Source organism: Novosphingobium clariflavum (assembly GCF_026420865.1).
GTDB lineage: Bacteria > Pseudomonadota > Alphaproteobacteria > Sphingomonadales > Sphingomonadaceae > Novosphingobium > Novosphingobium clariflavum.
Window position 1 is genome coordinate 19,511 of the sequence record NZ_JAPCWC010000004.1, and the last position, 25,368, is coordinate 44,878.

Genomic DNA, 25,368 nt, shown 5'->3' on the forward strand with positions numbered 1-25,368 from the left:
GCCGCTCAATCCTGGGCCGCTCAATCCTGGCTGACCAGCCGGTAGCCCACCCCCGGCTCATTGCGCAGCAGGCTGGGGCTGGCGGGATCATCCTCCAGCTTGCGGCGGATCCCGCGCGCGGCCACGCGCAAGTATTCGACGTCGCTCTCGTGCCCCGGCCCCCAGACCGTGCGCAGCAACTGCGCATGGGTGATGACCCGCCCGGCATTGCGCGCCAGTTCGGCCAGGAAGCCGTATTCCTTGGGCGTCAGATGCACTTCCGCGCCGCCCTTGCGCACCAGCCGCGCCGCCAGGTCGATCTCGACGTCGCCGCGCCGGACCGGGCGCTCGGCGGCCTCGGCGGGCACGCGGTGGCGCAGCGCGGTGCGGATGCGGGCCAGCACTTCCTCGCTGTCGAAGGGCTTGGCCACGTAGTCGTCGGCGCCCAGATCCAGCGCGGCGACTTTCTGGTCGGTCGCCTCGCGCGCGGAAACGACCAGGATCGCCGCCTGTCCGCGCATCAGCGGGATCAGTTCCAGCCCGTCGCGGTCGGGCAGGCCGAGGTCGAGCAGCACGACCTCGGGCTTGTCGATCGCCATGGCGTTCAAGGCCTCGCGCGCAGTGCCCGCCTCGACCACGGCATAGCCGGCGCGGCTGAGGCCGGCATGGAACAGGCGGCGGATCGCGGGCTCGTCATCGACGACGAGGATGGTGATGGGCTGTGTCATGCTTCGGGCCATTCCCTGAGATGGGCCTTGTCGAACCGGATGGTGAAACGCGCGCCCGGCCCGTCATCGCGATTGGCGGCCGAGACGACAAGGCCCATCGCATCGGCAAACCCCTTGACGATGGCAAGGCCGAGCCCGGTGCCGCCCTTGCGGTCGGACCCCTCGATCCGCGCAAAGGTCTCGAAGATGCGCTCCTCCTCGCCCGCCGGGATGCCGGGGCCGTGATCGCTGACGGTGAGCTCCAGCCCCCCTGTAACGCGCGATGCGGCAATGGCGATGGGGGCATCGGGATCGCCGTACTTGGCGGCATTCTCGATCAGGTTGGTCAGGCACTGGTGGAACAGGTTGGGGTCGACCATGACCATCGGCGCGTCCGGCGCGATGGCAGTCTCCACCGCGTGCCCGGCGAGCAGCGCGCCAAGCTGGTGCAGCGCCTCGCCCACCGCCTCGTCGAGATCGACCGGCTCGACCTTGCCGTGCAGCGCCCCGGCCTCGATCCGCGCCATGTCGAGCAGGTTGGTGACGAAGCGGTGCAGCCGCTCGGCCTCGCCCCGCGCCGCGGCGATGGGCACGGCCTGCTGCGGCTCGCGCGCCTCGATGGCGGCCAGCGTACCCATGATCGTGGTGAGCGGCGTGCGCAGGTCATGGCTGACCGAGGAGAGCAGCGCATGGCGCAGCCGGTCCCGCTCGCGCGCCTGCGACAGCTCCGCCATCTGCCCTTCGAGCGCCATGCGCTCCATCGCCAGGCCCGCCTGGTCGAGCAGGCTGAGCAGCAGCGGCAACTGGTCGGAGCGCACCGCCGAGCGGGCATCGCTGCGGGCAAGGCCGAAGACCCCCATCACCGCGCCGCGCGCCGCCAGCGGGTGGAACAGCCATTCGGATGCGGTGAGCGTGTCCGATCCCTGTCCGGCAGGCGTATTGTTGTCGAAAGCCCAGTTGGCGGCGGCAAGGTCCAGCGTTTCCAGCCGCGCGGCACGCGGCCAGCTCCAGCGGCGCGACAGCCCCTCCTCGCCCGGCATCAGCAGCACGGTATTGCCATCGAACAGCCGCCCCACTTCGCCGCAGAGTACATGGGCCAGTTCGTCGATCGTGCTGATCCCGGTAAGCTGGCGCGCGAAACCGGCCAGCGCGCTGTTCTGCGCGGCGCTCGCCTGCGCCTGCAGGGCATGTTCGCGCACCCGCGCCGCCAGCTGGCTGGAGACGATGGCCACGGTCAGCAACACCAGCACGGTGATGAAATTGCGCGGGTCCTCGATGGTCAGCGTATGCGTGGGCGGCAGGAAGAAGAAGTTGTAGGCGAGCGAGGAGGCCAGCCCCGCCGCCACCCCGGTGCGCAGGCCATAGCGGGTCGCCGCGACCATGACCGGCAGCAGGTAAAGCAGCCCGAGATCGGTGATGTTCCCGCTCGACAGGATCAGCGTGCCCAGCAGCGTGACGGCCGCCGTCAGCCCCAGCGAGACGAGATAACCGACCGGCGACCCCCACGCCCCGCCCGATCTGCCCGCGGGCCTGCGCCCCTCGCCGCGAACCGCCGCGCGGTCCTCCTGCGCTACGGTGGGCAGGACCTGGATCGACAGCCCGGGCATCTCGCGCACCAGCCGGTCGACGATGGAGCCGTGGCGCAGTTCGAACCAGCGGGAGCGGGCCGACTTGCCGACCAGCAGCTGGGTGGCGCGGGCCTGCGCGGTGACGTTCTTGAGCCCGTCCAGCACGGTTTCGGCCGGCACGCTCGCCACTTGCCCGCCAAGCTGGGTGGCCAGGTGCAGGGCATCGGCGAGCTGCGCGTTCTCGGCATCGGTGAAGCCCGCCGCGCGCGGGGTCTCGATATGCACCGCCGTCCACGGCGCCCGCAGGGCATCGGCCAGCCGCTTGGCCGCGCGCACCAGTTCCAGCGCGCCGGGCTGCTCGCTCACCGCCACGACCAGCCGGTCGCCCGCCCCCCACACCCCCTCGATGGCATGGGCGCGCACATAGTCGAGCATCTGCGCGTCCACCGTCTGCGCCGCGAAGCGCAGCGCCAGTTCGCGCAGGGCCGAAAGGTTCGACTTGGAAAAGAAATTGCCGAGCGCCCGGGTCGCCTCGTCGGGCACGTAGACCTTGCCCTGCCGCAGCCGCTCGATCAGTTCGTCGGGCGGAATGTCGACGACCTCGATCTCGGCATCGCCCAGCACCTTGTCGGGCAGCGTCTCGCGCACGCGGACCTTGGTGAAGGAGGCGACGACGTCGTTGAGGCTCTCGATGTGCTGGATGTTGAGCGTGGACCAGACGTCGATCCCGGCGTCGAGCAGTTCCTCGACGTCCTGCCAGCGCTTGTCGTGGCGGCTGCCGGGCGCATTGGTATGCGCGAGTTCGTCCACCAGCACCAGCGCCGGGCGGCGGGCGAGCACCGCGTCGATGTCCATCTCGTCGAGCGCGTGGCCCTGGTAGGCGACCGGCACCCGCGCGATCGTCTCCAGCCCGCGCAGCCGCGCCGCCGTCTCGCCGCGGCCATGGGTCTCGACCACGCCGACCACCACGTCCACCCCGGCTTCGCGCCGGGCCAGCCCCTCGCCCAGCATCTCGTATGTCTTGCCCACGCCCGGAGCCGCCCCAAGGAAAACCTTGAGGCGGCCACGGTGCTCGCGCGCGGCGGCGCGCAGCAGCGCTTCGGGATCGGGACGCGGGTCGTTCACGGCTGCGCTTGTGCGCTGCCGGCCGCCATGCTGTCGAGAGCGAGATTGAGTTCCAGCACGTTGACGCGCGGTTCACCCAGGAAGCCCAGCAAGGGACGCGCGACGTGCTGCTCCACCAGTGCCTTCACCCGCGCCGCTTCCAGTCCGCGCGCCCGGGCGACACGTCCCACCTGGAAAAGAGCCGCCTCGGGGCTGACGTCAGGGTCGAGCCCCGAGGCGGAAGTGGTCACCAGGTCGGAAGGAACTTGGGAACCTGGGATCCTGGGAAGGGCGGAAACGTCGGCCTTCACGCGGTCGGCCAGCGCCTGGCTGGTGGGGCCGAGGTTGGAACCGGACGAGGCCATCGCGTCGTAGCCCCCTTGGGCAGCGGCGCCCGCGGCCGAGGGGCGACCGTGGAAGTAGCGGTCCTGGGTGAAGGCCTGGCCGAGCAGCGCCGAGCCGACGACATGGCCATCGCGCTCGATCAGGCTGCCGCCGGCCTGGCGGGGGAACAGCAGCTCAGCGAGGCCGGTCAGCGCCAGCGGATAGGCCAGGCCGAGCAGCGCGGCGAACAGCAGCGTCAGGGTCAGCGCCGGGCGCAGCGAGGTGGAAATGTCCTTGAACATGGGAAATCGATCCTCAGACGAGGTGGAGCCCGGTGACCGCAAGGTCGATGAGCTTGATGCCGACGAACGGGGCGATCAGGCCGCCGAGGCCGTAGACCGCAAGGTTGCGGGCGAGCAGCGGCCCCGCCGCCATCGGCCTGTAGGTCACGCCCCGCAGCGCCAGCGGCACCAGCGCGGGAATGATCAGCGCGTTGAACACGATCGCCGAGAGGATCGCGCTTTCGGGCGAGGCCAGCCCCATCACGTTGAGCACGCCGAGCCCGGGGTAGAGCGCCACGAACATGGCGGGGATGATCGCGAAGTACTTGGCGACGTCGTTGGCGACCGAGAAGGTGGTCAGCGCCCCGCGCGTCATCAGCAGCTGCTTGCCGAGGCCGACGATCTCGATCAGCTTGGTCGGGTCGCTGTCGAGGTCGACCATGTTGCCCGCCTCGCGCGCGGCCTGGGTGCCGGTGTTCATCGCCACGCCGACATCGGCCTGCGCCAGCGCCGGGGCATCGTTGGTGCCGTCGCCGCACATGGCGACAAGCCTGCCGCCCTGCTGTTCGCGGCGGATCAGCGCCAGCTTGTCCTCGGGGGTGGCTTCGGCGAGGAAATCGTCGACCCCGGCCTCGGCGGCGATGGCGGCGGCAGTCAGCGGGTTGTCGCCGGTGATCATCACCGTGCGGATGCCCATGCGGCGCAGCTGGGCGAAGCGGTCGCGCACGCCCGCCTTGACCACGTCCTTGAGCGCGACGATGCCGAGCAGCCGCCCGTCGCGGGCGACCGCCAGCGGGGTCTGGCCGCAGCGCGCGATCTCCTCGGAGATGCGGCGCAGCTCGGCCGCCTGCGGCGCCGCTGCCGCCTGCGGATTGGCGCGCAGGATCGCATCGACCGCCCCCTTCTGGACCAGCCCGGCCGCGCTCCGCACGCCCGAAATGCGGGTCTGCGCGGTGAACGGGATCACCTCGGCGCCGGCCGGCAAGCCTTCGAGGCTGAGGCCGTGCGCCTCACGCGCCAGCACCACGACCGAACGGCCCTCGGGCGTCTCGTCGGCGAGGCTGGCGAGCAGCGCCGCTTCCGCCAGCATCCGCGCCTCGACACCGGCGACCGGACGGAACTCGGCGGCCTGGCGGTCGCCCACGGTGATCGTGCCGGTCTTGTCGAGCAGCAGCACGTCGATGTCGCCCGCCGCTTCCACCGCGCGGCCGGACTTGGCCAGCACGTTGAAGCGCACCAGGCGGTCCATGCCGGCGATGCCGATCGCCGAGAGCAGCGCGGCGATGGTGGTCGGGATCAGGGTGATGAGCAGCGCCGCCAGCACCGCCACCGGGATCGCCCCGCCGGCAAAGCGGGCAAAGGCGGGAATCGTGGCGACCGCGATCAGGAACACGATGGTCAGGCCGACCAGCAGGATGGTGAGCGCGATCTCGTTGGGGGTCTTCTGGCGCTCGGCGCCTTCGACCAGCGCGATCATGCGGTCGAGGAAGCCCTGCCCCGGCTCCTGGGTGACCCGCACGCGGATCTCGTCGGAGATGACGCGGGTGCCGGCGGTGACGGCGCTGCGGTCGCCGCCCGCCTCGCGGATCACCGGCGCGCTCTCGCCGGTGATCGCCGCCTCGTTGACCGAGGCGACACCGGCGATCACTTCGCCGTCGGCCGGGATGAGGTCGCCGGTGCGCACCACGACTTCGGCGCCCTTGCGCAATTGCGAGGCGGGAACCACGCGCCCGTCCGGAAGCCGCGCGGTGAGCTCGGACTTGGCGGCACGCAGCGAGGCGGCCTGCGCCCGCCCGCGGCCTTCGGCCAGCGCCTCGGCGAACGTGCCGAACAGCACGGTCAGCCAGAGCCAGGCGATCAGCTGGAGCTGGAACCCCAGCGGCAGCGGCTCGCGGCCTGCGACCAGCAGGACGCTCAGCAGCAGCGCGACCACCGCGGTGGTGAACAGCACGGGGTTCTTCACCAGCGCGCGCGGGGCCAGCTTGCGGAAGGCATCGCCGATCGCGGGCACGACCAGGCGGGCCGAGAACATGGAACTTGGTGTCGTCATGACAGGCGCTTTCAGAACAGCTGACCCGAGATCATCGCGAGATGATCGGCGATGGGCCCGAGCGCGAGGCTCGGCAGGAAGGTGAGGCCGCCCAGGACCAGGATCACCGCGATCAGGAGGCCGATCCACAAGGGGCCGGTGGTCGGGAACGACCCGGCGGTCTCCGGCGTGTGCTTCTTGGCGGCAAGGCTCCCGGCGATGGCCAGCACCGGCACGATCACGAAGAACCGGCCGATCCACATCGCCGCCGCCAGCAGGCCGTTGTAGAACGGCGTGCCTGCGGTGAGCCCGGCAAAGGCCGAACCGTTGTTGCCGGTGCCCGAGGCAAAGGCGTAGAGGATCTCGCTGAAGCCGTGCGGGCCCTTGTTGAGCGGCCCGGCGAGCCCCGCCGGCAGCACTGCCGAGAGCGCGGTGAGGCCAAGGATGCACAGCGGCAGCACCGCGACCGCCAGCACCGCCAGCTTCACTTCGCGCGCCTCGATCTTCTTGCCCAGATATTCGGGCGTGCGCCCGACCATCAGCCCCGCCACGAAGACCGCGAGCAGCGCGAACAGCAGGAAGCCGTAGATCCCGGCGCCGACGCCGCCGACCACCACTTCGCCCAGCTGCATGTTGACCAGCGGCACCATGCCGCCAAGCGCGGTGAAGCTGTCGTGCATGGCGTTGACCGCGCCGCACGAGGCTGCCGTCGTCACCACCGAGAACAATGCGCTGGCGGCGATCCCGAAGCGCACTTCCTTGCCCTCCATGTTGCCGCCCGCGACGCCGAGGTGATGAAGCACCGGATTGCCCGCCGCCTCCTGCCAGTAGGTGACCGTGGTGCCGACCAGGAACATCGCCAGCATCGCCGCCAGGATCGCCCAGCCCTGCCGGGTGTTGCCCACTGCCTTGCCGAAGCACCAGGTGAGGCCGGCGCCGAGCGCGAAGATCGAGAGCATCTGCACGAGGTTGGTCAGCGCCGTCGGGTTCTCGAAGGGATGCGCGGAATTGGCGTTGAAGAAGCCGCCGCCGTTGGTGCCCAGCATCTTGATCGCCTCCTGCGAGGCGACCGGGCCCAGCGCGATCGACTGGCGCAGGCCTTCGAGCGAGGTGGTCTGGGCCATGGCCGACAGCGTCTGCGGCACCCCGCTGGCGACCAGGAACAGCGCATAGACGAGGCAGGCGGGCAGCAGCAGGTAGAGCGTCACGCGCGTGCAGTCGGCCCAGAAGTTGCCCACCGTCTTCGCCTCGCGCCGCGCAAAGCCGCGGAACAGCGCGAAGGCGACGGCGATGCCGGTGGCGGCGGAGAGGAAGTTGTGGATGGTCAGGCCCAGCATCTGGCTGAGATTGCTCATCGCCGCTTCGCCCGAATACCATTGCCAGTTGGTGTTGGTGGTGAAGCTCACCGCCGTGTTCAGCGCCCCGTCGGCGCCGATCCCGGCAAGGCCGCGCGGGTTCAGCGGCAGCACCGCCTGCAGGCGCAGCACCGCATAAGTGAACAGCAGCAGGACGAGGTTGAACACCAGCATGTGCAGCGCGTAGCGGCGCCAGCCCTGCTCGGCGCCGGGATCGATCCCGGCGAGGCGGTAGAAGCCGGTTTCAAGCGGGCCCAGCACACGGTGGAGCGGCGTGCGCCGCCCCTCGTAGAGCGCGAAGAGCCAGGCCCCCATGGGCCGCGCGAGCGCCAGCACAAGCGCGGTGAAAACGAGGATCAGGGTCCAGCCCTGAAGGGTCATTCCGGTGGTCATCGGCAGTCCTTCAGAACCGCTCGGGCCGCAGCAGCGCGGCGACGAGGTAGATCAGCAGGAAGAGCGCGGTGAGCCCGGCGAGGAGGAGCGGGAATGTCATGGTGATGCGATCCTCAGGCCTTCTCGCATAGGCGAGCGAAGGCCAGCGTCAGGAGGAACAGGCCCGCCAGCACGGCAAGCCAGAACAGGTCGGTCATTGTCTTTGGTCCGTTGGAATGAGGGGGCAGAAATGGCGTCAGAAGTGGCCGGGAAGCTGGATCTCGCGCAGCAGCCGGGGCCCCCAGACGCTCAGCGACAGCCCGAGGCTGAGCAGCCCCACGAACAGCGCGCAGAGACCGAGATCGGCGGGCGTGGGATCGTGCAGCGCCGGGGTGATCGCCAGCCGGTGCTCGAACAGGATCACCCGCGCCGCCGCCGCCAGGCTGACGAGGCCGGCAGCGCGCAGCCCCACTTCGGCCGGCCACCAGCGCTGGCCGCGGCGCAGCGCGGCGAGGTGTTGCCGCCAGGAAATTCGGGCCATCACACAGGCCTCCCGTCAATGGATAACGGGGGCGAGATGGGCCTTCAGGCCATTAAGGTTCCACGGGGAATTGTGCCGGTCGCATAAAGAAAGCATAAAGCCGGTGGCGCCTTCGCGCGCGCGAGACTAGGCCGTAAACTCATAAACGGCACCATCGAGGTTTGAGGCAAAATGGCTCAGCGACAGGAGGGAAGGCGCTGGAATATTGTTATATTTCAAGACTTCCCGACGTAGCGCTGGGCCATTTTGGTCAAGCGAAGCTCACCGCAAGGTAAACCCCGTAGGGGCGCCCAAATGGCTTCCATCTCGAACCGAAGCTGCCTTGGACGGGCAACCAGCCCGCCCGGCGGCAACTTCGGCCCGATCTGTTCGCCATTTGGACGCCTCGATGGTGCCGTTTATAAGTTTACGACCTAGGCTCCCGATCCATGAGTGAAACGTCCGGGCATCACGCCCCCAATGAAAGCCTCGCGGCGCTGTCGATCGGCGCCATCGGCGTCGTCTTCGGCGATATCGGCACCTCGCCGCTCTACGCCCTGAAGGAGAGCTTCATCGGCCATCACCCGCTGGTGGTGGACCGGCTGCACATCTTCGGGGTGATCTCGCTGATGTTCTGGACGATGATGCTGATCGTCACCGTCAAGTACGTCTTCATCATCCTCAGGGCCGACAACAACGGCGAAGGCGGCAGCCTTGCCCTGCTGGCGCTGATCGGGCGCAAGCTGGGCAAGAGCCGCTGGACGCCGCTGATCGCCATGCTGGGCGTGGTGGCCACCGCGCTGTTCTATGGCGACGCGATCATCACCCCTGCCGTCTCGGTGCTCTCCGCGGTCGAGGGGCTGACCGTGGTGAACGAGGAATTCGCCGAGTTCGTGCTGCCCATCGCGGTGGTCATCCTGATCGGGCTGTTCTCGATCCAGTCGCACGGCACCGCGACGATGGGCAAGCTGTTCGGCCCGATCATGATCGTCTACTTCCTGGTGCTGGCCGGGCTTGGCCTGCACTCGATCGTCCAGGCCCCCGAAGTGATCTCGGCGCTGAGCCCGCATCATGCGCTGGAATTCTTCCTGATCAATCCCAAGCTCGCGTTCCTGGCGCTGGGCTCGGTGGTGCTGGCCGTCACCGGGGCCGAGGCGCTCTATGCCGACATGGGGCATTTCGGGCGCAAGGCGATCTCGATCTCGTGGCTCTACGTGGCCTTCCCGTGCCTGCTGCTGAACTACCTCGGGCAGGCCTCGCTGGTGCTGCGCCATCCCGATGCGATCCAGAACCCGTTCTTCTTCATGGCGCCGGACTGGGCCCGCCTGCCGCTGGTCGCGCTGGCGACGCTGGCGACGATCATCGCCAGCCAGGCGGTGATCTCGGGCGCCTTCTCGGTCTCGCAGCAGGCGGTGCAACTGGGCTTCCTGCCGCGCCTCAAGATCCTCCACACGAGCGCCAAGGCGGCGGGGCAGATCTACGTGCCGCTGGTCAACTGGGGCCTGCTGATCATGGTCGTGCTGCTGGTGTTCGGCTTCCGCAGTTCGGGCAACCTGGCCGCGGCCTACGGCATCGCCGTCACCGGCACGATGCTGATCACCGCCTGCATGCTCGGCGTGCTGACGTTCGCGGTGTGGAAGTGGCACCCGCTGGTGGCCGGCAGCGTCACCGCGGGCTTCCTGTTCATCGACGCGCTCTACTTCTTCTCGAACGTCACCAAGATCCCCGACGGCGGCTGGTTCCCGCTGCTGGTGGCCGCGGTGGTGTTCACCCTGCTGACGACCTGGGCGACCGGCCGCCAGCTGATGCGCGAGCGCCTGCAGGAAGATTCGATCCCCTTCGCCACCTTCATCCGCTCGGTGGGAGAGCGGGTGCGGCGCGTGAGCGGCACCTCGGTGTTCCTCGCCTCCAACGTGGAGGGGGTGCCGCCGGGGCTGCTGCACAACCTCAAGCACAACCACATCCTGCACGATCGCGTGGTGATCCTCACCGTCTCGGGCCAGGGCGTGCCGCATGTCGCGCCGGAGAACCGCGCGCTGGTCGAGGATCTCGGCCAGGGCTTCTACCGCGTGACCTTGCGCTACGGCTTCATGGACGAGATCGACATCCCCGCCGCGCTGGCCGTGGAAGACCGGGCCGGCGGCCCGTTCAAGGCGATGGATACCAGCTACTTCCTCTCGCGCCAGACGCTGATCCCCTCCAGCCGCCCCGGCATGGCGCTGTGGCGCGAGAAGCTCTTCGCGCTCATGGTGCGCAATGCCGAAAGCGCGATGGAGTTCTTCAAGCTGCCCACCAACCGCGTGATCGAACTGGGCAGCCAGCTGGAGATCTGAGGCGGCCGGTTCAGTCCGGAACCGGCCCCGAGCCCGCGCCGGTTTCGCGAAGGACGGCAGCGATCCCGGCGCGGTCCTCGTCGGTGAGGACGAGGTTCGCCCCCGCCACCCAGCCATCGACCTGCGCCGGGCTGCGCGCACCGACGATGGCGCCGGTCACGCCGGGCACCGCCAGGACCCAGGCCACCGCGACCGCCGCTTGCGAGACGCCGTGGCGCTCGGCCACCGGCTTCATCGCCGCCGCCACGGCAAGGTTGCGCGTCAAAGCCTCGCCGGTGAAATCGCCATGGCGCGAGCGCCAGTCGTCCGCCGCGAGGGCCGCCACCCGCGCGGCCGAGAAGGCGCCGGACAAGAGGCCCGACTGCATCGGGCTATAGACGATCACCCCGGTATCGTGGGCAAGGCACCAGGGCAGCTCGCGGGCGATGGCCCCGCGTTTCAGGGCCGAAAGCGGCGGTTGCAGCGTATCGACATGGCCCAGGGCTTCCGCCGCTTCGAGCTGATCCGCATTGTGGTTGGACAGCCCCACCGCCCGCACTTTGCCCGCCGCCTGCAGATCGAGCAGCGCGCCCCAGTATTCCTCGAGCGCGGTGCCGTCCTCGGCCGGCCAGTGCATCTGCAGCAGGTCGATGCGCTCCACCCGCAGGCGGCGCAGCGAGGCCTCGCACTCCGCGATGATCGATTCCCGGCGGCCAACGCGCCGTTTCGACTGGCGGTCGGCCGGATCCCAGACCTGCCCGCACTTGGTGAAGACGTAAGGTCGCTCGGCCTGCGGCATCTCGGCGAGCGCCTTGGCGACCACATCCTCCGAATGACCGAGGCCGTAGATCGCCGCCGTGTCGATCCAGTTGACCCCGCGCGCCACCGCGTGGCGGATGGCGCGCACCGAATCGGCGTCGTCCTGCGTCCCCCAGCCGACCGCCCAGTCCGCCCCGCCGATCGCCCAGGCGCCGAAGCCGACGCGGCTGATCTCCATGCCGGTGGTGCCCAGCGGGCGGGTCACGGGCGGCGTATCGGGCGCGGTCGCAGTCATGGGCGCATCCTTGCGAGGGGAAACGGAGGGAGGGCGGATCGCCCCGGTTGTGCCCCCATGGCAGCTGCGGCGGCAGCGGTCTTGTCGCTGGCAGCGCCGATGGCTTGACGCGGAGCGCCCGAAACGCCCATCCGGCCCCGCCACGTCCGCGCACCCTACGGCCCATGCGCTGGCCTGCAAAAGACCGGGCCACGACCGCGCCGGGTGGTTCTGCCGAAAAACGGCGGATTTGCGTGATCGCCGCATTGCGCTGCCCGACGGGGTGGGTAACAGCGGTCAACTACTTATTCGCAACTGCACAAGACCGGACTGTCATCGAACCGCCAAGTTCCCCTTCAAGCGGCCAACCCAGCAACAAGCATGAGCCGCAACACCCGGGAATCGATCTTACGACCTGTTCGGGGAGCTGACATGAGAACCAAGTCCACTTTCGCCTATGCCCTGGCCACGGGCATATCGCTGCTTGCCTTCACTTGCGCCACCGCGCACGCCGCCGAGGCCGAACCCGCAGCGGCCCCCGCAGCGGCCCCCTCAGCGGCTGACGGCCAGTCCGGCCTCACCGACATCGTGGTGACGGCGGAGCGCCGCGACGTCAGCCTCCAGCAGGCCCCGCTTTCGGTCAGCGCGATCACCAACGACACGCTGAAGGCCGGCAACATCACCGACATCACCGGGCTCAACGGCACCGTCCCGGGCCTTGTCATCGCCAAGAGCGGCGGCGGCGAGCGGGTCATCTCGATCCGCGGCATCGGTTCGGAAACGCCGGAGAACACCAATACCCAGCCGGGCGTCTCCTACCACATCGACGGCGTCTACATCTTCAACTCGATCGCCGCGAGCGCCGCCTTCATCGACGTCGCGCAAGTCGAGGTGCTGCGCGGACCGCAGGGCACGCTGTTCGGGCAGGGATCGACCGGCGGCACCATCAACGTCGTCTCGATCGAGCCCAGCACCGATGCGCTCAAGGGCAATGTCAGCGCCGGCATCGGCAACTACAACTACATGGAAGGCTCCGGCGCGCTCAACGTGCCGGTGACCGACACCCTCGCGGTGCGCGGCGCCTTCCAGTACACCAAGCATGACGGCTACGCCCACGCCACCGCCGTGACCGGCGTCAAGAGCTACGATCTCGACGATCAGGACGAGACCGGCTGGCGGCTCGGCGCCAAGTGGCAGCCGCTGTCGAACCTCTCGGTCACGCTGAACACGATCCAGTTCAATTCCAGCACCAATGGCCCGGCGCAGAAGAACATCCTCGACCCCAACCCCGATGCCCGCGAACTGACGCAGGACTATCCGGGCCGTTCGAAGGTGAAGACCCAGCTCTATACCGGCGTGGTCAAGTGGGACACCGCGTTCGCCACGATCAAGTCGATCACCGGCTACCAGAAGCTCCATTCGGAGCAGGCCTGGGATGCCGATGGCCTCGACGCCGCCACCTTCTTCGCCCAGACCTACAACCCGGTCAGCTACACCGGTGTCAGCTACGACCACGTGCCGCTCTGGCAGTCGGACACCAAGAGCTGGAGCCAGGAGCTCAACCTCACCTCGAACGGCAGCGGTCCGTTCCAGTGGGTGCTCGGCGGCGTCTACCTGCATTCGAAGAACAGCCAGTACATCAACGAGTACCGCGCCTCCGACCTCGACAACATCCTCAGCCCCGCGCTGCCCGAGGATACCGCCTGGAACGATCCGCTGGTCGGCAACCTGACCTATGCCGAACTCTCCTCGATCAAGCGCGAACTCTACGCCTTCTTCGCGCAGGGCACGTATGCGCTGACCGACAGCCTGAAGCTGACCGCCGGCGTGCGCTACAACCACGACAAGTCCTCGGGCATGTACGATTCGATGTCGGGCGGCGCCTCCGACCAGACCTCGGGCGCCTATCTCCAGCCCGGTTCGACCGGCTCGCGCAGCGACCATGCCTGGACCGGCAAGGTGGCGCTGGACTACCAGTTCACCCCCAGCAACATGCTCTACGCAAGCTGGACGCGCGGCTTCAAGCCGGGCGGCATCAACTCGGCCTCGGCATCGGGCGGCAGCTATTCGATCCTGCCCAGCTACAAGCAGGAAACCGTCGATTCCTTCGAGATCGGCTCGAAGAACCGCTTCCTGGGCGATACCCTGCAGCTCAACGCCTCGGCCTTCCTCTACAACTACAAGAACATGCAGTTCCTCGAGGAAGACCCGATCCTCTACGGCGAGGGGATCAGCAACGCCCCCAAGGCGCGGGTCTACGGTCTCGAACTCGAAAGCAGCTACGCGCCCACCACGCATCTGCGCTTCGACGCCTCGCTGTCGTGGCTGGAGGGCGAGTTCACCTCGCACTATCTGGCGCTCGACCCGACCAACGCCACCAATGCCCAGAACGCGGCCGGTTATCCCGACTACCTGTTCTGGACCAACTTCTACGCCGCCGTGCTGGCCCGCGACGCGGCCCGCGAGGACATCAAGGGCAACCGCATTCCCAAGCTGCCGCGCTGGCAGGGCAACATCGCCGCCACCTGGAACGGCGAAGTCGGCCCGGGCAAGCTGACCGCCCGCGCCCAGCTGATCTATCGCGGCCAGTACCAGTACCGCCTGTTCAACGAAGGCGCGGTGGACACCACCCCCTCGTACACCCAGGTCAACACGATGCTGAAGTACGAACCGGAAGGCACCAGCACCGACATCACCCTGCGCGTGATCAACCTGTTCGACAAGAACGGCATCAACTCGCGCTTCTCCGACCCCTATGGTTCGGCGCAGGTCATGGACACCTACATCCCGCCGCGTCAGGTGATCCTGTCCGTCGGGTACAAGTTCTAAGAGCTTCGAGAGGGAGCCAATCGGGTCGCACCGTTGGTTTTAAGGGAACGCGCCGGTCGCAAGACCGGCGCGTTTCGCCGTCTAGGCGGCGCGGACAAATTCGCACGGCCGGCTTCGCCCCTTAACCAGACCTCTCCCTCCCGCTCAGGCTGAGCTTGTCGAAGCCTCCGGCGGCGAGGCGCTGCGGGCCAACTGGCTGATGGTCCGGCGTTGCGGGCGGGCTTCGACAGGCTCAGCCTGAGCGGAGCTGGGGTCAAAACCCGGCAAGGATACGTGTGCTTCCCCAAAATCAGACGATCAGGTCGGCGTGGAATTTGTCCACGCCGCCTAGGTCGTAAACTCATACACGGCACCATCGAGGTTTGAGGCAAAATGGCTCAGCGACAGGAGGGAAGGCGATGGAATATGTCGATATTTCAAGACTTCCCGACGCAGCGCTGGGCCATTTTGGTCAAACCCCGAAGGGGCGCCCAAATGGCTTCCATCTCGAACCGAAGCTGCCTTGGACGGGCAACCAGCCCGCCCGGCGGAAACTTCGGCCCGATCTGTTCGCCATTTGGGCGCCTCGATGGTGCCGTTTATGAGTTTACGACCTAGGTCGTAAACTCATACACACCAGGCGCGAGACCCTGTGCAAAAGCCGCCCTTCAAGCCCGCATAGCCCAACTCGCTTGCCTCCGCGCCGCGATCAACTATTGAGTCGCGCACCATCAAGAGTGTGCAGGTGCAGCATGTCAGCCTGCAAGGCACGATGGTCCGGCGATTCCGCGTGGACCGTGATGCCCGCAGGAGTTGCCATGTCGTCCGGACTGTCCGAGCCCCGAAGCATAGCGCGCAGCGCCCTGGTCATGTTCGCGGCCTCGCTCGGCTTCTTCTTCGTGACCGCCACGACCTTCACCTCGCTCGGCTACGTGCTCTACACCATGGTGGCCGAACTCGGCTGGTCGAAGGCGGCGGCCGGTCTCAGCTTCTCGCTGCTGGGCCTTGCCTGCGGTCTCGCCAGCCCGCTGCCGCCGCTGCTGATGAAGGCGATCGGCACGCGGATGACGATCTTTTCGGGCTGTCTGGTTCTCGCCACCGGCTTCTTGATCGCCTCGCAGATCCATCATCTGGAACTGTTCTTCGCGGCAACGACGCTGATGGGCGTGGGCTTCTCGCTCGTCGCCCCCTCGCCCGCCGTCTACCTGCTGGCGACGTGGTTCCCGCGCACCTCCTCGCGGATGATCGGCTTCTACTTCATGGCCGGCGCGGCGGGCGGCATTGCCGGACCGCTGATCGTCGGCACCATCGTCGGCCTGACCGGCAGCTGGCGCCTGCACTGGATGGTCATGGCCGCCAGCGCGCTGGTGCTGGGCGTGATCTCGCTCATCTGCATCCGCGACGCGGTGAAAGTGGAGAGCGTCGATCAGGTCAAGGGTGCGGGCCACGAAAGCGACGGCCCCGCCGCCAGCGTCTGGACCGTGAGGCAGGCGCTGATGACGCCCAGCTTCGTGATCCTCGCGCTCGCCATGACCGTGGTGCAGACCGTGGTCACCACCACCCATTCGATCCTCGTCGCGCATATCGCCAATCTCGGCCAGGGCGCGGCGCCGGGCGCCATCGCGATGAGCCTGCTGGCCTTCGCGGGCACCGGCGCCAAGGGCGTGACCGGCAGCTTGTGCGAGCGGGTCGACCCGCGCCGCATCTTCATCGCCGGGCTGGCCGTGCAGGCACTGGCCATGGCGCTGCTGTGGACGGCCGGCCACGTGCTGGTCGCCACCGTCGCCGCCGCGCTGTTCGGGATGGGCTGGGGCATGGCCTGGCTCTCCGCGCATATCCTGCTGCTGCGCTACTTCGGCGCCGGGATTGCCGGGGACATGACCGCGATGGCCACCACCGTCACCACGCTCGCCGTATTCGGCCCGATCGGCGCCGGCCGGGTGGCCGACGTGACCGGCGGCTACGGCCCGGCGCTGCTCGTCGCTGCGCTGATGCTGGCGGGCGCGACGGCGATGTCGGTGCTGTTCCTGCGCGCGCCCGCCGCGCCGCCGGTCCGCGCCGGGGAACCGGAAGCGCTCGAAGGCGCAGAGCTGGTTCCCGCCGAATAGAAAGAGTTCGTTCGCCCAGCGCCAAGAGCCGGCCGCCAAGGCTCGCTAGGGTCCTCCTGTAACGAGGGATTGCCGCAAGGCGATCCGCAGTTTGCCCGGCTACGGGCACGACACGGGAAGCCAGCAATGACGATTCTCACCGACACGTTCATCGACAGTCTGGAAAGCTCCACGCTCGGCACGCTGGACGCCGAGACGCTGCCGGCGGAATGCTACGTCGACGAGGAATTCTACCGCTTCGAGAAAGCCGCGCTGTTCGAGCATGAATGGCTCTGCGTCGGCCGCGCCGAATGGCTGGAGAACCCGGGCGACTTCTTCACCGTCACCCGCGCGGACGAGCCGATGGTGATCGCCAAGACCCGCGACGGTTCGATCAAGGCGCTGTCCTCGGTCTGCCAGCACCGCGCGATGCTGGTCGCCGAAGGCCACGGCAATACCCGCGCCTTCGTGTGCCCCTATCACCACTGGACCTACGACCTCGACGGCACCCTGGTCGGCGCCCCGGCGATGAACCGGACCTGCAATTTCGACCGCAAGGCGGCCAGCCTGCCCGAGATCCGCCACGAGATCTGGCACGGCTTCATCTTCGTCAACTTCGATGCCGATGCCGCCCCGCTGACCCCGCGCCTTGCCGGGATCGAGGAGGTCGTCGCCAACTACGAATTCGAAAACCTGCGCGGCCCCCGTCCCGAGGAACCCACCGTGTTCCCGTGGAACTGGAAGGTCATGCTGGAAAACAACAACGACGGCTACCACGCCAGCCGCCTCCACGCCGGGCCGCTGCACGACTTCATCCCGAGCGGGCTGGCGAGCTTCCCCGATGTCCCCGCGGATTCGGCGGCCTATTACCGGCTCAACGGCACGCTCCACAAGAACGCCGCCTTCAACGCCACCCAGAAGGCGGTCTTCCCGGTCTTCCCCAAGCTGACCGAGGAAGAACAGAACCGCCTGCTCTTCGTGAACCTGCCGCCCAGCCTCTCGCTGGTGGTGCTCAACGATACCGTGCTCTACCTCATCATGGACCCGCGCGGAGCCCAGAGCCATGCCCTCACCATCGGCACGCTGATGGTGAGCGAGGCGATGGACGATCCGCTCTACGAGCTCAAGATGAAGATGAACGACAGCGCGGTCGAGGAGATCGTCGGTCAGGACTTCCACGTCGACGAACTGGTGCAGCAGGGCCTGCGTTCCAAGTATGCGCCGCGCGGACGCTATTCCTGGCAGGAAGGCGCCCAGCGGCTGCTCAACGTCTGGCTGGTCGAACGCTACCGCGCCGAGTGGGATCGCCGTCGCGGTCCGCAAAAAACCTTGGCCGCTCCGGTCACGCGTCTCCACGCCTGATTTTTCAAGTTTACCGTCACCCATTCCCGACGGCTGCGGCGTCCGACTTCGGTCGGGCGCCGCCTTTTTGTTGGGTGCGCCATTCGCATCCGCGAATGGCTTGCGGCCCCAGCCCGCTCCCGCCGAGAGGTCAGCTCGAATTTTCGCCTAGGTGTCGTTCTGCTGTGTCTAGGTGCATTTGTGCAAGGACGCTGCAAATCAAGGATTCGTGCGCCCCGTGCCGCGCATGCAAACGCCCTCAGGCTAGGCCTTGGTCAAACACCAAGGGAGCCTTCCGCAATGACCAACACGCTCATCTTCGTCGATTTCGCGACCGACGATCCCGCCAAAGCCGGCGAATTCTACGCCGAAGTCTTCGGCTGGGAGAACGATGCGCGGCCGCACGGGATCTACCACCGCATGGTTCCCGGCGGCTTCTTCCAGAACAAGGACGGCACCGACAGCCAGATCGGCAACCTCCACCTCGGCGTGTTCGACGCGAACAACGCCCGGCCCCATCCCAGCCCCGAAGGCGTAGAGCCGCGCACGCTTTCGGCCGAAGGCCGCAAGGCCCGCATCTGGGTGCTCGTCTCGGACGACGACAGCCACGAACGCATTCTCGAAACTGCCGAGAAACTGGGCGGAAAGGTGCTCTGGCGCGATCATTACTGGGCCGAGTTCAACGGCTACAACCATGCCTTTGCCGATCCCTGGGGCAACGAGATCATCCTCTGGGGCAAGGCCGGCGAGAATCCCGAGATTCCGGCGAGCTACACCAGGGAATAAGCGCGTTGGCGGGGCCGCCCAACGCATGGCGGCCCCGCCAACAAGTTCTTGTGCGCGTTCCCGCAAGACCATCCGCCCCCGCCCTCCCTAGCCTTGGCCCACAGAGCAACGGAGCAATACGCGAATGAGCCGTCTTCCGATCGTCTTCTACGGTCACGGCAGCCCGATGGTGGCGCTGGAAAAGAGCGACGTGACCAGAAGCTGGAACGCGATCGCCGGCCGCATCGGCAAGCCGCGCGCGATCCTGTGCATCTCCGCCCACTGGCAGACGCGCGGCACCGCCGTCACCGCCATGGCCCAGCCGCGCACGATCCACGATTTCGGCGCCTTCCCGCAGGCCCTGTTCGACGTGCAGTACCCCGCCCCCGGCGACCCCGACCTCGCCGAACGCGTGCGCGAACTGCTGGAACCGATGCCGGTGACGATGGACGCCAACTGGGGGCTCGACCACGGCACCTGGTCGGTGCTGGTCCACGCCTATCCGGAAGCCGACGTGCCGGTGATCCAGCTTGGCATGGACCTGGCCAAGAGCCCCGCCGAGCACTGGCTGGTCGGCCGCATGCTGCGCCCGCTGCGCGATGAGGGCGTGCTGATCATGGGCACCGGCAACATCGTCCACAACCTGCCGGCGATGGACTGGGCCAACCCGCTCGCCGCGCCCTACCCCTGGGCCGAGCAGTTCAATGGCGCCATGTGCAAGGCCATCGCCGAGGACGATCCCAAAGTGGTGATCGACTATGAGGCACTGGGCGACGCCGCCCGGCTTTCGGTGCCCAGCGCGGATCATTTCCTGCCGCTGCTCTACGTGCTGGGCGCCCGCCACGAGGGCGAGCCGGCCGAGTTCGCGCCCCACTTCATCCAGCACAAGTCGCTCAGCATGACGAGCGTGCTCATCGGCGCCGAATAAGCGCCGTTTTCCCAGATTTCCCTGCGTAACAGGAGTTTCGATGGCACTGATCAGCCTTAAGCCCGCGCTTGAAAAGGACCCCGTCCAACCCAGCGCGCTGCACCACCTTCGGGCCACGCCCGAGACGGTGCACTGGGGCTATTTCTCGCCCGAGATCAAGCCGGCGCTCACCGTGAAGAGCGGCGACCTGATCATGGCGCAGGCGGTCACCCATCATGCGGGCGACGATCCGGACCTGATGTTCGACGACGAGATCCGCCGCATCTTCACCGAGATCGATCCGGCCACCCGCGCGCCGGGCTGCCACATCATGACCGGGCCGATCTACGTCGAGGGCGCGGAGCCGGGCGACATGCTGGAAGTGCGCTATTTCCAGATGAAGCCGCGCTTCAACTACGGATCCAACCTCGCGGCCAACTGGGGCCATCTCTACGAGGAATTCGGCCAGACCGAGCGGGTGACGATCTACAAGCTCGATCCCACCGCCCAGACCGCCGCCGCGCTCTATGCCTATGACGTGGAGGAAAAGTACGTCGTCCCCGGTCGTATCACCCACTGCCCGGAATGCGACCGTTCGACCGCGCTGCCCGGCATCACCATCCCGGCGCGCCCGCATCTCGGCACCGCCGGAGTGGCGCCCGCCGTCAACGATCCGGTGAGCACGATTCCCCCGGGCCTCCACGGCGGCAATATCGACAACTGGCGCATCGGCGCCGGGGCGACGATGTACTACCCGGTGCAGGTCAAGGGCGGCCTGTTCTCGATCGGCGATCCCCACGTTTCGCAAGGCGACGGCGAGATCAGCGGCACCGCGATCGAGGCCTCGCTCGACGTGCTGTTCCAGATCGTGCTGCGCAAGGACTTTGCGTTCCCCTCGCCGCTGCTGGAAACGCCGGACTGCTGGATCGTCCATGGCTTCGGCGAAAATCTCGATGTCGCCATGAAGTCCGCATCGATGGACATGCTGCACCTGCTGACCGAGCATCAGGGCCTGTCGCGCAACGACGGCTATTCGCTGATGAGCGTCGCCGCCGACTTCGGCGTGACGCAAGTGGTGGACGGCACGCAGGGCATCCACTGCCGGATCGAGCGCCGCATCTTCCCGCACAAGGGCAGCGTGGCCGATCCGGTCGCCAGGAATTCCGAGGATTGAAACGGGCCTTCGTGCCGGACGGGATCGTCCGGCACGAACCCTATGAACGTTACACTGGAGCCGCCGGAAATGGCCTATGAACTGATCGACGTGCGCCCGATGACCAAGCGCATCGGTGCGGAAATCTTCGGGGTGGACCTGACCAGGCCGCTGGGCAATCAGGCCTTCGCCGAGATTCACGACGCGCTGATGAAGCACCAGGTGGTGTTCTTCCGCGACCAGCCCATGGACCATGACGCGCACAAGGCGCTGGGGCGCGCGTTCGGCCAGCTTGCCATCCACTCGGGCGTGGCCGGGCTGCCCGACCACCCCGAGATCGTCGCCATCCACGCCGACGAAAACTCGAAGTTCGTTGCAGGCGAGAACTGGCATTCGGACCTTTCCGCCGATGCCGAGCCGCCGATGGGATCGATCCTGACGCTGCACACCCTGCCCGAGGACGGCGGCGATACGCTGTTCGCCAGCATGTACGCGGCTTACGACGCGCTGTCCCCGGCGATGAAGGCCTTCCTCGATCCGCTGACCGCCGTGCATGACGCCAATCCCGTCTACAAGGCGATCTTCCCGGATTCGACCAAGACCTATCCCTGCAATTCGCACCCGGTGATCCGCACGCACCCGGTGACGGGACGCAAGCTGCTGTTCGTGAACTCGTCCTACACGACGAAGATCAACGAACTGTCCGGCCCCGAAAGCAAGGCCGTGCTCGATTTCCTGTTCGAGCATGTGAAGGACGCGAACTTCCAGGTTCGCTTCCGCTGGGAAAAGCACTCGGTGGCATTCTGGGATAATCGCTGCACCCAGCACTTCGCGGTCTGGGACTATTTCCCCGAAGTGCGGTCAGGTTTTCGCGTCACGGTTGCGGGCGATAAGCCATTCTGAAGCAATCCGCCCATCTGTTTGCCGCCACGGTGCTTGCCCTCACGAGCCCGGCGGTGGCATCCGCGCCTGTGTCGCCCCCCAGCAAGGCGGCACAGGCGCTCCAGTCCGAACTGGACGCCATGGTCGCGGCGGGCGAACTGCCGCAGGCGCTGGTGCTGATCGAGCAGCACGGCAAACCGCTGATCCGCCTTTCGGCCGGCTATGCCGACGTGGAAAGCCGCAAGCCCATCGCCGAAGATGCGATATTCCGGCTCTATTCGATGTCCAAGCCGATCACTTCTGTCGGCATCATGATGCTCATGGAGCAGGGCAAGCTCTCGCTTTCCGATCCGGTCGGCAAATACCTGCCCGAAATGGCGGACTTGCGCGTGTGGGACGGCAGCACGAACGATCCGGCAACGACAGTGCCCGCCGCGCGGCCCGTCACCATCGAGGACCTGCTACTCCACCGCTCCGGCCTTACGTACGAGTTCATGGGCGATACGCCCGTACAGCGCTGGTACCGCGAGAACGGCGTGGCCCGCGCCACCGCCGTCGCCCGCACGAAGCCGCAGATCGCGCCTGCCGCCACGCTGGGCCAGCTTGTCGAGCGGCTGGGCAAGGCCCCGCTAATGCACCAGCCGGGCGCGCGTTTCAGCTACGGTTTCTCGACCACGGTGCTGGGCGCGGTGATCGAGCGGGTGTCGGGCGAGAGCCTCGACCATTTCCTCAAGACCCGCATCCTCGATCCGCTGGAGATGAAGGACACAACCTTTGTCGTCAGCGCCCAGCAGGCCCCCCGCCTCGTCACCGGCTACCTCGCCACGGCGGCGGGGTTGCAGGCGGTGGACCGGCCCGAAACCTCCGAATACCGCGATCCCCGGCGCCTGCGTGATGGCGGCGGCGCGCTGGCGGGGACGCTGGAGGACTATCGCCACTTCGCGCAAATGCTGGCGGAGCGCGGCGCATGGCACGGCCGCCGGTTGCTGAAGGGCGAGACCGTCGATGCCATGTATACGCCCCGCTTGCGCACCGGCGGCGGCGATCATCTCGATGTGCCGTTCGGCTATGGCCTTGCCGTCGGCGATGCCGGCACCGAGGCGCGCGGCGGGCTGCCGGCAGGGGCGGGAAGCTGGTCGGGATCGGCCAATACCTACTTCTTCGCCGATCCGAAACACGGCCTGGTTGCCATCGTGATGACCAACGAACTGACACCCGGCACCTTCGAGGCACGCACCTGGAAACTGCGCGAGGCGCTCGACCGGGCGGCATTGGCCGTGGCCGCACGGTAAACCCCTTCGCGGATGCAAGAAAATGCCCTTGGCGCGTCATCCTTCGATCCGATAGAGCCGGGCCATGACCCGATTCCGCACCGCGCGCATCACGCCGCTCGTCGCCGCCCTTCTCGTTTCCGCCTGCGCTGCCCCGCAGGCCCAACACCAGGCAGCAGTTCCCGCCGCACAGGCCCCGATCGAGATCGGCGTGATCGCCATCAACGACTTCCACGGCGCCCTTGAACCGCCGAAGCAGACGGTGGACGCGCCCGACGGCAAGGGCAACGAAGTCTCGGTTCCCGCGGGCGGCGCGGCATGGCTGGCCTCGGCGGTGGACGCGCTGAAGGCGCAGCATCCCGAAAACGTCGTGGTGGCCGCAGGCGACCTCACCAGTGCCTCGCAGCTTGCCTCCTCGCTCTATCTCGACGAGCCTTCGGTGGGCGTGATGAACCGCATCGGCCTCGAATTCAACGCGGTGGGCAATCACGAGTTCGACCGCGGCTGGCAGGAACTGAAGCGCCTCCAGGACGGCGGCTGCGCGAAGAACACCCGCTTTGAGCCCTGCCAGCTCGAACGGTTCGAAGGCGCCCGCTACAAGTACCTCGCCGCCGCCACGGTGATGCCGGACGGTTCGACGCTGTTCCCCGGCACCGGGCTCAAGACCTTCGGCAGCGGCGAGCGCAAGATCACCATCGGCTTCGTCGGCCTCTCGCTCAAGTCGATCCCCACCCTCGTCGCGCCGGACCGCGTGGCGGGCCTCAAGTTCGAGGACGAGGCCGAGACCATCAACCGCGCCGTGCCCGCGCTGAAGGCGGCCGGGGCCGATGCCGTTGTCGTGCTGATCCATCAGGGCCTGCGCACCAAGGGCGCGGGCGATCCCAACGGATGCAACGAGGCCGCTGGCGACATCCAGCCGATCCTCGACCACCTGAACCCCGGCGTCGACGTGGTCGTCTCGGGCCACACCCACTGGGCCTATGTCTGCAACTATACCGGCAATGCCGCCGCCGGCCCGATCCTGCTGACCAGCGCGGGCGTCTATGGCAAGCTCGTCACCGACATCACTCTCGATTTCGACCCGGTCACGCACAAGCTGGTAAACCGCAAGGCGCACAACGTGATCGTCCAGTCGGAAGGCTATACCTCCGCCAAGGGGCCGGTGACGACCACCACGGCCTTCCCGCAGTTCCAGCCGCGCGCGGATGTCTCGGCCTATGTGAAGCGCTACAAGGACGCCTCGCTGCAACTGGTCGAACGCCCGGTCGGCCATGTCTCGGGCCCGATGGAGAAGGAGAGCGAAGGCGGCGTCGGCGCGGGCGGCTCGCTGGGCGCGCTGATCGCGGATTCGCAGCTGGCCGCCACCCGCCAGTACGGAGCGCAGATCGCCTTCGTGAACCCCTTCGGCATCCGCACCTCGCTGGTGCCCGCCGCCGACGGCACCGTGACCTTCGGCCAGATCTACGCCGTCACCCCGTTCAACAACCAGGTGGTGACAATGACGCTGACCGGCGCGCAGATCCGCGCCACCATCGAGCAAGGCCTCGACGACAGCGGCGACAAGCAGGTCCTCGCGCCCAGCGAGGGCATGAAGATCGCCTTCGACATGCACCGCCCGTCAGGTTCGCGCGTCACCGCGATCGCCCTCGACGGCAAGCCGCTCGATCCGGCGAAGCGCTACCGCGTCTCGGTGGTGAACTTCCTGGCCGAAGGCGGCGACGGCTTCGCGGGCTTCAAGGACGGCACCGAACGGGTGAACGGCCCGATCGACATCGAGGCTTTCGAGGACTGGCTGGCCGCCGTGCCGATGCGCAAGGTGCCTGCGGAAGATCGGACAACTCAGGCAAAGTAAGGGATAAGCAGGGGGTCAACACCCCCTGCACCCCCAGTACCGTCTCCCTGGTGCCCTGCGCTATCCCTTCCGCGCCCATGGCTGCGTCGGGAGACGTATTGGCTGCGCCGCTAGGAGCGCACTACGGATAGGCGAGGCGCAGCGAAGACGCTCCGAGGGGCTGGAGGATCTCCTGAGCTTGTCGCCTCAGAACTTCCTCCTTCTATCCGCCGAACAACCACCGCCCAAGCAATCGCCCGAAGGGAAACGTGAAGATCCCCGCGACCAGCAGCGCGCCAATGACAAGGCCCCGCACGGTCCGGCGATGACGGGCGACCCGGTGGCTGCGGGCCGAAAGCACCAGCACCGGAACCATCACGATCACGAAGGCCGAGAGCAGGTGGATCACGCTGAACTCGCCGTTCCTGCCGCGAATGAACAGGCTGTCGATCGCCGTCGCCATCATCGCCCCGCTCCACACGTAGCCGAGCACGCGGTGCCATCCATCGCCGCGCCGCCGCCAGAGCAGCATCGGCGTCAGCGCCAGCGCAGTCAGCATCGTTGCCAGATGGAGCCAGACGATGCCGGGGATCTGCGCCCATTGCGCCATGCCGCGCATGACGGCGACGAGGATCACTGCCAGCATCACCAGTGACAAGAGGCCCAACACCCGTTCGAGCCGGTCAGGGCCCTTGATCTGCTGTGCGGTTACGCCCCTGACCGTATCGTGCATGTGCCC

The 25,368-nt window shown here is 67.6% G+C and carries 20 protein-coding genes; 11 read left to right on the top strand and 9 right to left on the bottom strand.

The features are described 5' to 3' along the window. Nucleotides 1-20 precede the first annotated feature (20 nt). The 7 genes from OKA11_RS06280 to OKA11_RS06310 all read right to left on the bottom strand — a co-directional run bounded on the left by OKA11_RS06280 (nucleotide 21) and on the right by OKA11_RS06310 (nucleotide 8,260). Nucleotides 21-707 carry a response regulator gene (locus OKA11_RS06280; protein WP_267219366.1) on the bottom strand — a complete coding sequence of 229 codons (687 nt, stop codon included), beginning with the start codon at nucleotides 705-707 and terminating at the stop codon, nucleotides 21-23. Continuing rightward, nucleotides 704-3,379, bottom strand: coding sequence for a sensor histidine kinase (locus tag OKA11_RS06285; RefSeq protein ID WP_267219367.1), 2,676 nt, complete (start codon nucleotides 3,377-3,379; stop codon nucleotides 704-706). Before OKA11_RS06285 ends, OKA11_RS06280 begins: the two co-directional genes overlap by 4 nt. Beyond that, on the bottom strand, nucleotides 3,376-3,984 hold the full coding sequence (gene kdpC / locus OKA11_RS06290; RefSeq protein ID WP_267219369.1) for a potassium-transporting ATPase subunit KdpC: 609 nt from the start codon (nucleotides 3,982-3,984) through the stop codon (nucleotides 3,376-3,378). The genes OKA11_RS06285 and kdpC overlap by 4 nt, the downstream gene beginning before the upstream one ends. 13 nt (nucleotides 3,985-3,997) lie before the next feature. Beyond that, nucleotides 3,998-6,013, bottom strand: coding sequence for a potassium-transporting ATPase subunit KdpB (kdpB, locus tag OKA11_RS06295; protein ID WP_267219370.1), 2,016 nt, complete (start codon nucleotides 6,011-6,013; stop codon nucleotides 3,998-4,000). A gap of 11 nt (nucleotides 6,014-6,024) precedes the next feature. Next, the gene (gene kdpA, locus OKA11_RS06300) at nucleotides 6,025-7,728 is read right to left on the bottom strand and encodes a potassium-transporting ATPase subunit KdpA (protein WP_267219715.1); all 1,704 of its coding nucleotides are present in this window, start codon (nucleotides 7,726-7,728) and stop codon (nucleotides 6,025-6,027) included. A 22-nt stretch (nucleotides 7,729-7,750) separates the two neighbouring features. Beyond that, nucleotides 7,751-7,840, bottom strand: coding sequence for a K(+)-transporting ATPase subunit F (gene kdpF / locus OKA11_RS06305; RefSeq protein ID WP_142636071.1), 90 nt, complete (start codon nucleotides 7,838-7,840; stop codon nucleotides 7,751-7,753). A 135-nt stretch (nucleotides 7,841-7,975) separates the two neighbouring features. After that, a complete protein-coding gene (locus OKA11_RS06310; protein ID WP_267219371.1) occupies nucleotides 7,976-8,260 on the bottom strand; it encodes a hypothetical protein in 285 nt (94 codons plus the stop codon). Between the two features lie 428 nt (nucleotides 8,261-8,688). Between OKA11_RS06310 and OKA11_RS06315 the strand changes: the two genes are divergently transcribed. Continuing rightward, nucleotides 8,689-10,572: a potassium transporter Kup gene (locus OKA11_RS06315; RefSeq protein ID WP_267219372.1), complete on the top strand. Its 1,884-nt coding sequence runs from the start codon at nucleotides 8,689-8,691 to the stop codon at nucleotides 10,570-10,572. A 10-nt stretch (nucleotides 10,573-10,582) separates the two neighbouring features. Here OKA11_RS06315 and OKA11_RS06320 read toward each other — a convergent pair whose 3' ends face one another. After that, nucleotides 10,583-11,605, bottom strand: a complete 1,023-nt coding sequence (locus tag OKA11_RS06320; protein WP_267219373.1) for an aldo/keto reductase — start codon at nucleotides 11,603-11,605, stop codon at nucleotides 10,583-10,585. 411 nt (nucleotides 11,606-12,016) lie between these two features. Here OKA11_RS06320 and OKA11_RS06325 point away from each other — a divergent pair, with 411 nt between their 5' ends. From OKA11_RS06325 to OKA11_RS06370, 10 genes are all read left to right on the top strand, one after another. Continuing rightward, the gene (locus tag OKA11_RS06325) at nucleotides 12,017-14,413 is read left to right on the top strand and encodes a TonB-dependent receptor (protein WP_267219374.1); all 2,397 of its coding nucleotides are present in this window, start codon (nucleotides 12,017-12,019) and stop codon (nucleotides 14,411-14,413) included. A gap of 398 nt (nucleotides 14,414-14,811) precedes the next feature. Further along, nucleotides 14,812-14,997, top strand: coding sequence for a hypothetical protein (locus OKA11_RS06330; RefSeq protein ID WP_267219375.1), 186 nt, complete (start codon nucleotides 14,812-14,814; stop codon nucleotides 14,995-14,997). A gap of 213 nt (nucleotides 14,998-15,210) precedes the next feature. After that, nucleotides 15,211-16,500 (top strand): MFS transporter, encoded by a 1,290-nt coding sequence (locus tag OKA11_RS06335; protein ID WP_267219376.1) that lies wholly within the window; start codon nucleotides 15,211-15,213, stop codon nucleotides 16,498-16,500. Between the two features lie 126 nt (nucleotides 16,501-16,626). Then, complete coding sequence (locus OKA11_RS06340; RefSeq protein WP_267219377.1) at nucleotides 16,627-17,841, top strand: aromatic ring-hydroxylating oxygenase subunit alpha; 1,215 nt, start codon at nucleotides 16,627-16,629, stop codon at nucleotides 17,839-17,841. Between the two features lie 279 nt (nucleotides 17,842-18,120). After that, nucleotides 18,121-18,606, top strand: a complete 486-nt coding sequence (locus tag OKA11_RS06345; RefSeq protein WP_267219378.1) for a VOC family protein — start codon at nucleotides 18,121-18,123, stop codon at nucleotides 18,604-18,606. 124 nt (nucleotides 18,607-18,730) lie between these two features. Then, the gene (gene ygiD, locus OKA11_RS06350) at nucleotides 18,731-19,513 is read left to right on the top strand and encodes a 4,5-DOPA-extradiol-dioxygenase (protein ID WP_267219379.1); all 783 of its coding nucleotides are present in this window, start codon (nucleotides 18,731-18,733) and stop codon (nucleotides 19,511-19,513) included. A 40-nt stretch (nucleotides 19,514-19,553) separates the two neighbouring features. After that, nucleotides 19,554-20,666, top strand: a complete 1,113-nt coding sequence (locus OKA11_RS06355; protein WP_267219380.1) for an acetamidase/formamidase family protein — start codon at nucleotides 19,554-19,556, stop codon at nucleotides 20,664-20,666. 69 nt (nucleotides 20,667-20,735) lie between these two features. Next, nucleotides 20,736-21,548: a TauD/TfdA dioxygenase family protein gene (locus OKA11_RS06360; protein ID WP_267219716.1), complete on the top strand. Its 813-nt coding sequence runs from the start codon at nucleotides 20,736-20,738 to the stop codon at nucleotides 21,546-21,548. Between the two features lie 53 nt (nucleotides 21,549-21,601). Then, nucleotides 21,602-22,819 (top strand): serine hydrolase domain-containing protein, encoded by a 1,218-nt coding sequence (locus OKA11_RS06365; RefSeq protein WP_267219381.1) that lies wholly within the window; start codon nucleotides 21,602-21,604, stop codon nucleotides 22,817-22,819. A 64-nt stretch (nucleotides 22,820-22,883) separates the two neighbouring features. Next, nucleotides 22,884-24,650: a bifunctional metallophosphatase/5'-nucleotidase gene (locus OKA11_RS06370; RefSeq protein ID WP_267219382.1), complete on the top strand. Its 1,767-nt coding sequence runs from the start codon at nucleotides 22,884-22,886 to the stop codon at nucleotides 24,648-24,650. Between the two features lie 202 nt (nucleotides 24,651-24,852). On the opposite strand, the gene OKA11_RS06375 is transcribed toward OKA11_RS06370, so the two are convergent. Further along, nucleotides 24,853-25,362 carry a DUF2306 domain-containing protein gene (locus OKA11_RS06375; RefSeq protein ID WP_267219383.1) on the bottom strand — a complete coding sequence of 170 codons (510 nt, stop codon included), beginning with the start codon at nucleotides 25,360-25,362 and terminating at the stop codon, nucleotides 24,853-24,855. Nucleotides 25,363-25,368 lie beyond the last annotated feature (6 nt).

What these genes read in the sequence shown, in the direction of transcription:
- OKA11_RS06280 (WP_267219366.1), bottom strand. Translation starts at nt 707, where the DNA reads ATGACACAGCCCATCACCATCCTCGTCGTCGATGACGAGCCCGCGATC.
- kdpC (WP_267219369.1), bottom strand. Translation starts at nt 3,984, where the DNA reads ATGTTCAAGGACATTTCCACCTCGCTGCGCCCGGCGCTGACCCTGACG.
- kdpB (WP_267219370.1), bottom strand. Translation starts at nt 6,013, where the DNA reads ATGACGACACCAAGTTCCATGTTCTCGGCCCGCCTGGTCGTGCCCGCG.
- kdpA (WP_267219715.1), bottom strand. Translation starts at nt 7,728, where the DNA reads ATGACCCTTCAGGGCTGGACCCTGATCCTCGTTTTCACCGCGCTTGTG.
- kdpF (WP_142636071.1), bottom strand. Translation starts at nt 7,840, where the DNA reads ATGACATTCCCGCTCCTCCTCGCCGGGCTCACCGCGCTCTTCCTGCTG.
- OKA11_RS06310 (WP_267219371.1), bottom strand. Translation starts at nt 8,260, where the DNA reads ATGGCCCGAATTTCCTGGCGGCAACACCTCGCCGCGCTGCGCCGCGGC.
- OKA11_RS06315 (WP_267219372.1), top strand. Translation starts at nt 8,689, where the DNA reads ATGAGTGAAACGTCCGGGCATCACGCCCCCAATGAAAGCCTCGCGGCG.
- OKA11_RS06320 (WP_267219373.1), bottom strand. Translation starts at nt 11,605, where the DNA reads ATGACTGCGACCGCGCCCGATACGCCGCCCGTGACCCGCCCGCTGGGC.
- OKA11_RS06325 (WP_267219374.1), top strand. Translation starts at nt 12,017, where the DNA reads ATGAGAACCAAGTCCACTTTCGCCTATGCCCTGGCCACGGGCATATCG.
- OKA11_RS06330 (WP_267219375.1), top strand. Translation starts at nt 14,812, where the DNA reads ATGGAATATGTCGATATTTCAAGACTTCCCGACGCAGCGCTGGGCCAT.
- OKA11_RS06335 (WP_267219376.1), top strand. Translation starts at nt 15,211, where the DNA reads ATGTCGTCCGGACTGTCCGAGCCCCGAAGCATAGCGCGCAGCGCCCTG.
- OKA11_RS06340 (WP_267219377.1), top strand. Translation starts at nt 16,627, where the DNA reads ATGACGATTCTCACCGACACGTTCATCGACAGTCTGGAAAGCTCCACG.
- OKA11_RS06345 (WP_267219378.1), top strand. Translation starts at nt 18,121, where the DNA reads ATGACCAACACGCTCATCTTCGTCGATTTCGCGACCGACGATCCCGCC.
- ygiD (WP_267219379.1), top strand. Translation starts at nt 18,731, where the DNA reads ATGAGCCGTCTTCCGATCGTCTTCTACGGTCACGGCAGCCCGATGGTG.
- OKA11_RS06355 (WP_267219380.1), top strand. Translation starts at nt 19,554, where the DNA reads ATGGCACTGATCAGCCTTAAGCCCGCGCTTGAAAAGGACCCCGTCCAA.
- OKA11_RS06360 (WP_267219716.1), top strand. Translation starts at nt 20,736, where the DNA reads ATGGCCTATGAACTGATCGACGTGCGCCCGATGACCAAGCGCATCGGT.
- OKA11_RS06370 (WP_267219382.1), top strand. Translation starts at nt 22,884, where the DNA reads ATGACCCGATTCCGCACCGCGCGCATCACGCCGCTCGTCGCCGCCCTT.
- OKA11_RS06375 (WP_267219383.1), bottom strand. Translation starts at nt 25,362, where the DNA reads ATGCACGATACGGTCAGGGGCGTAACCGCACAGCAGATCAAGGGCCCT.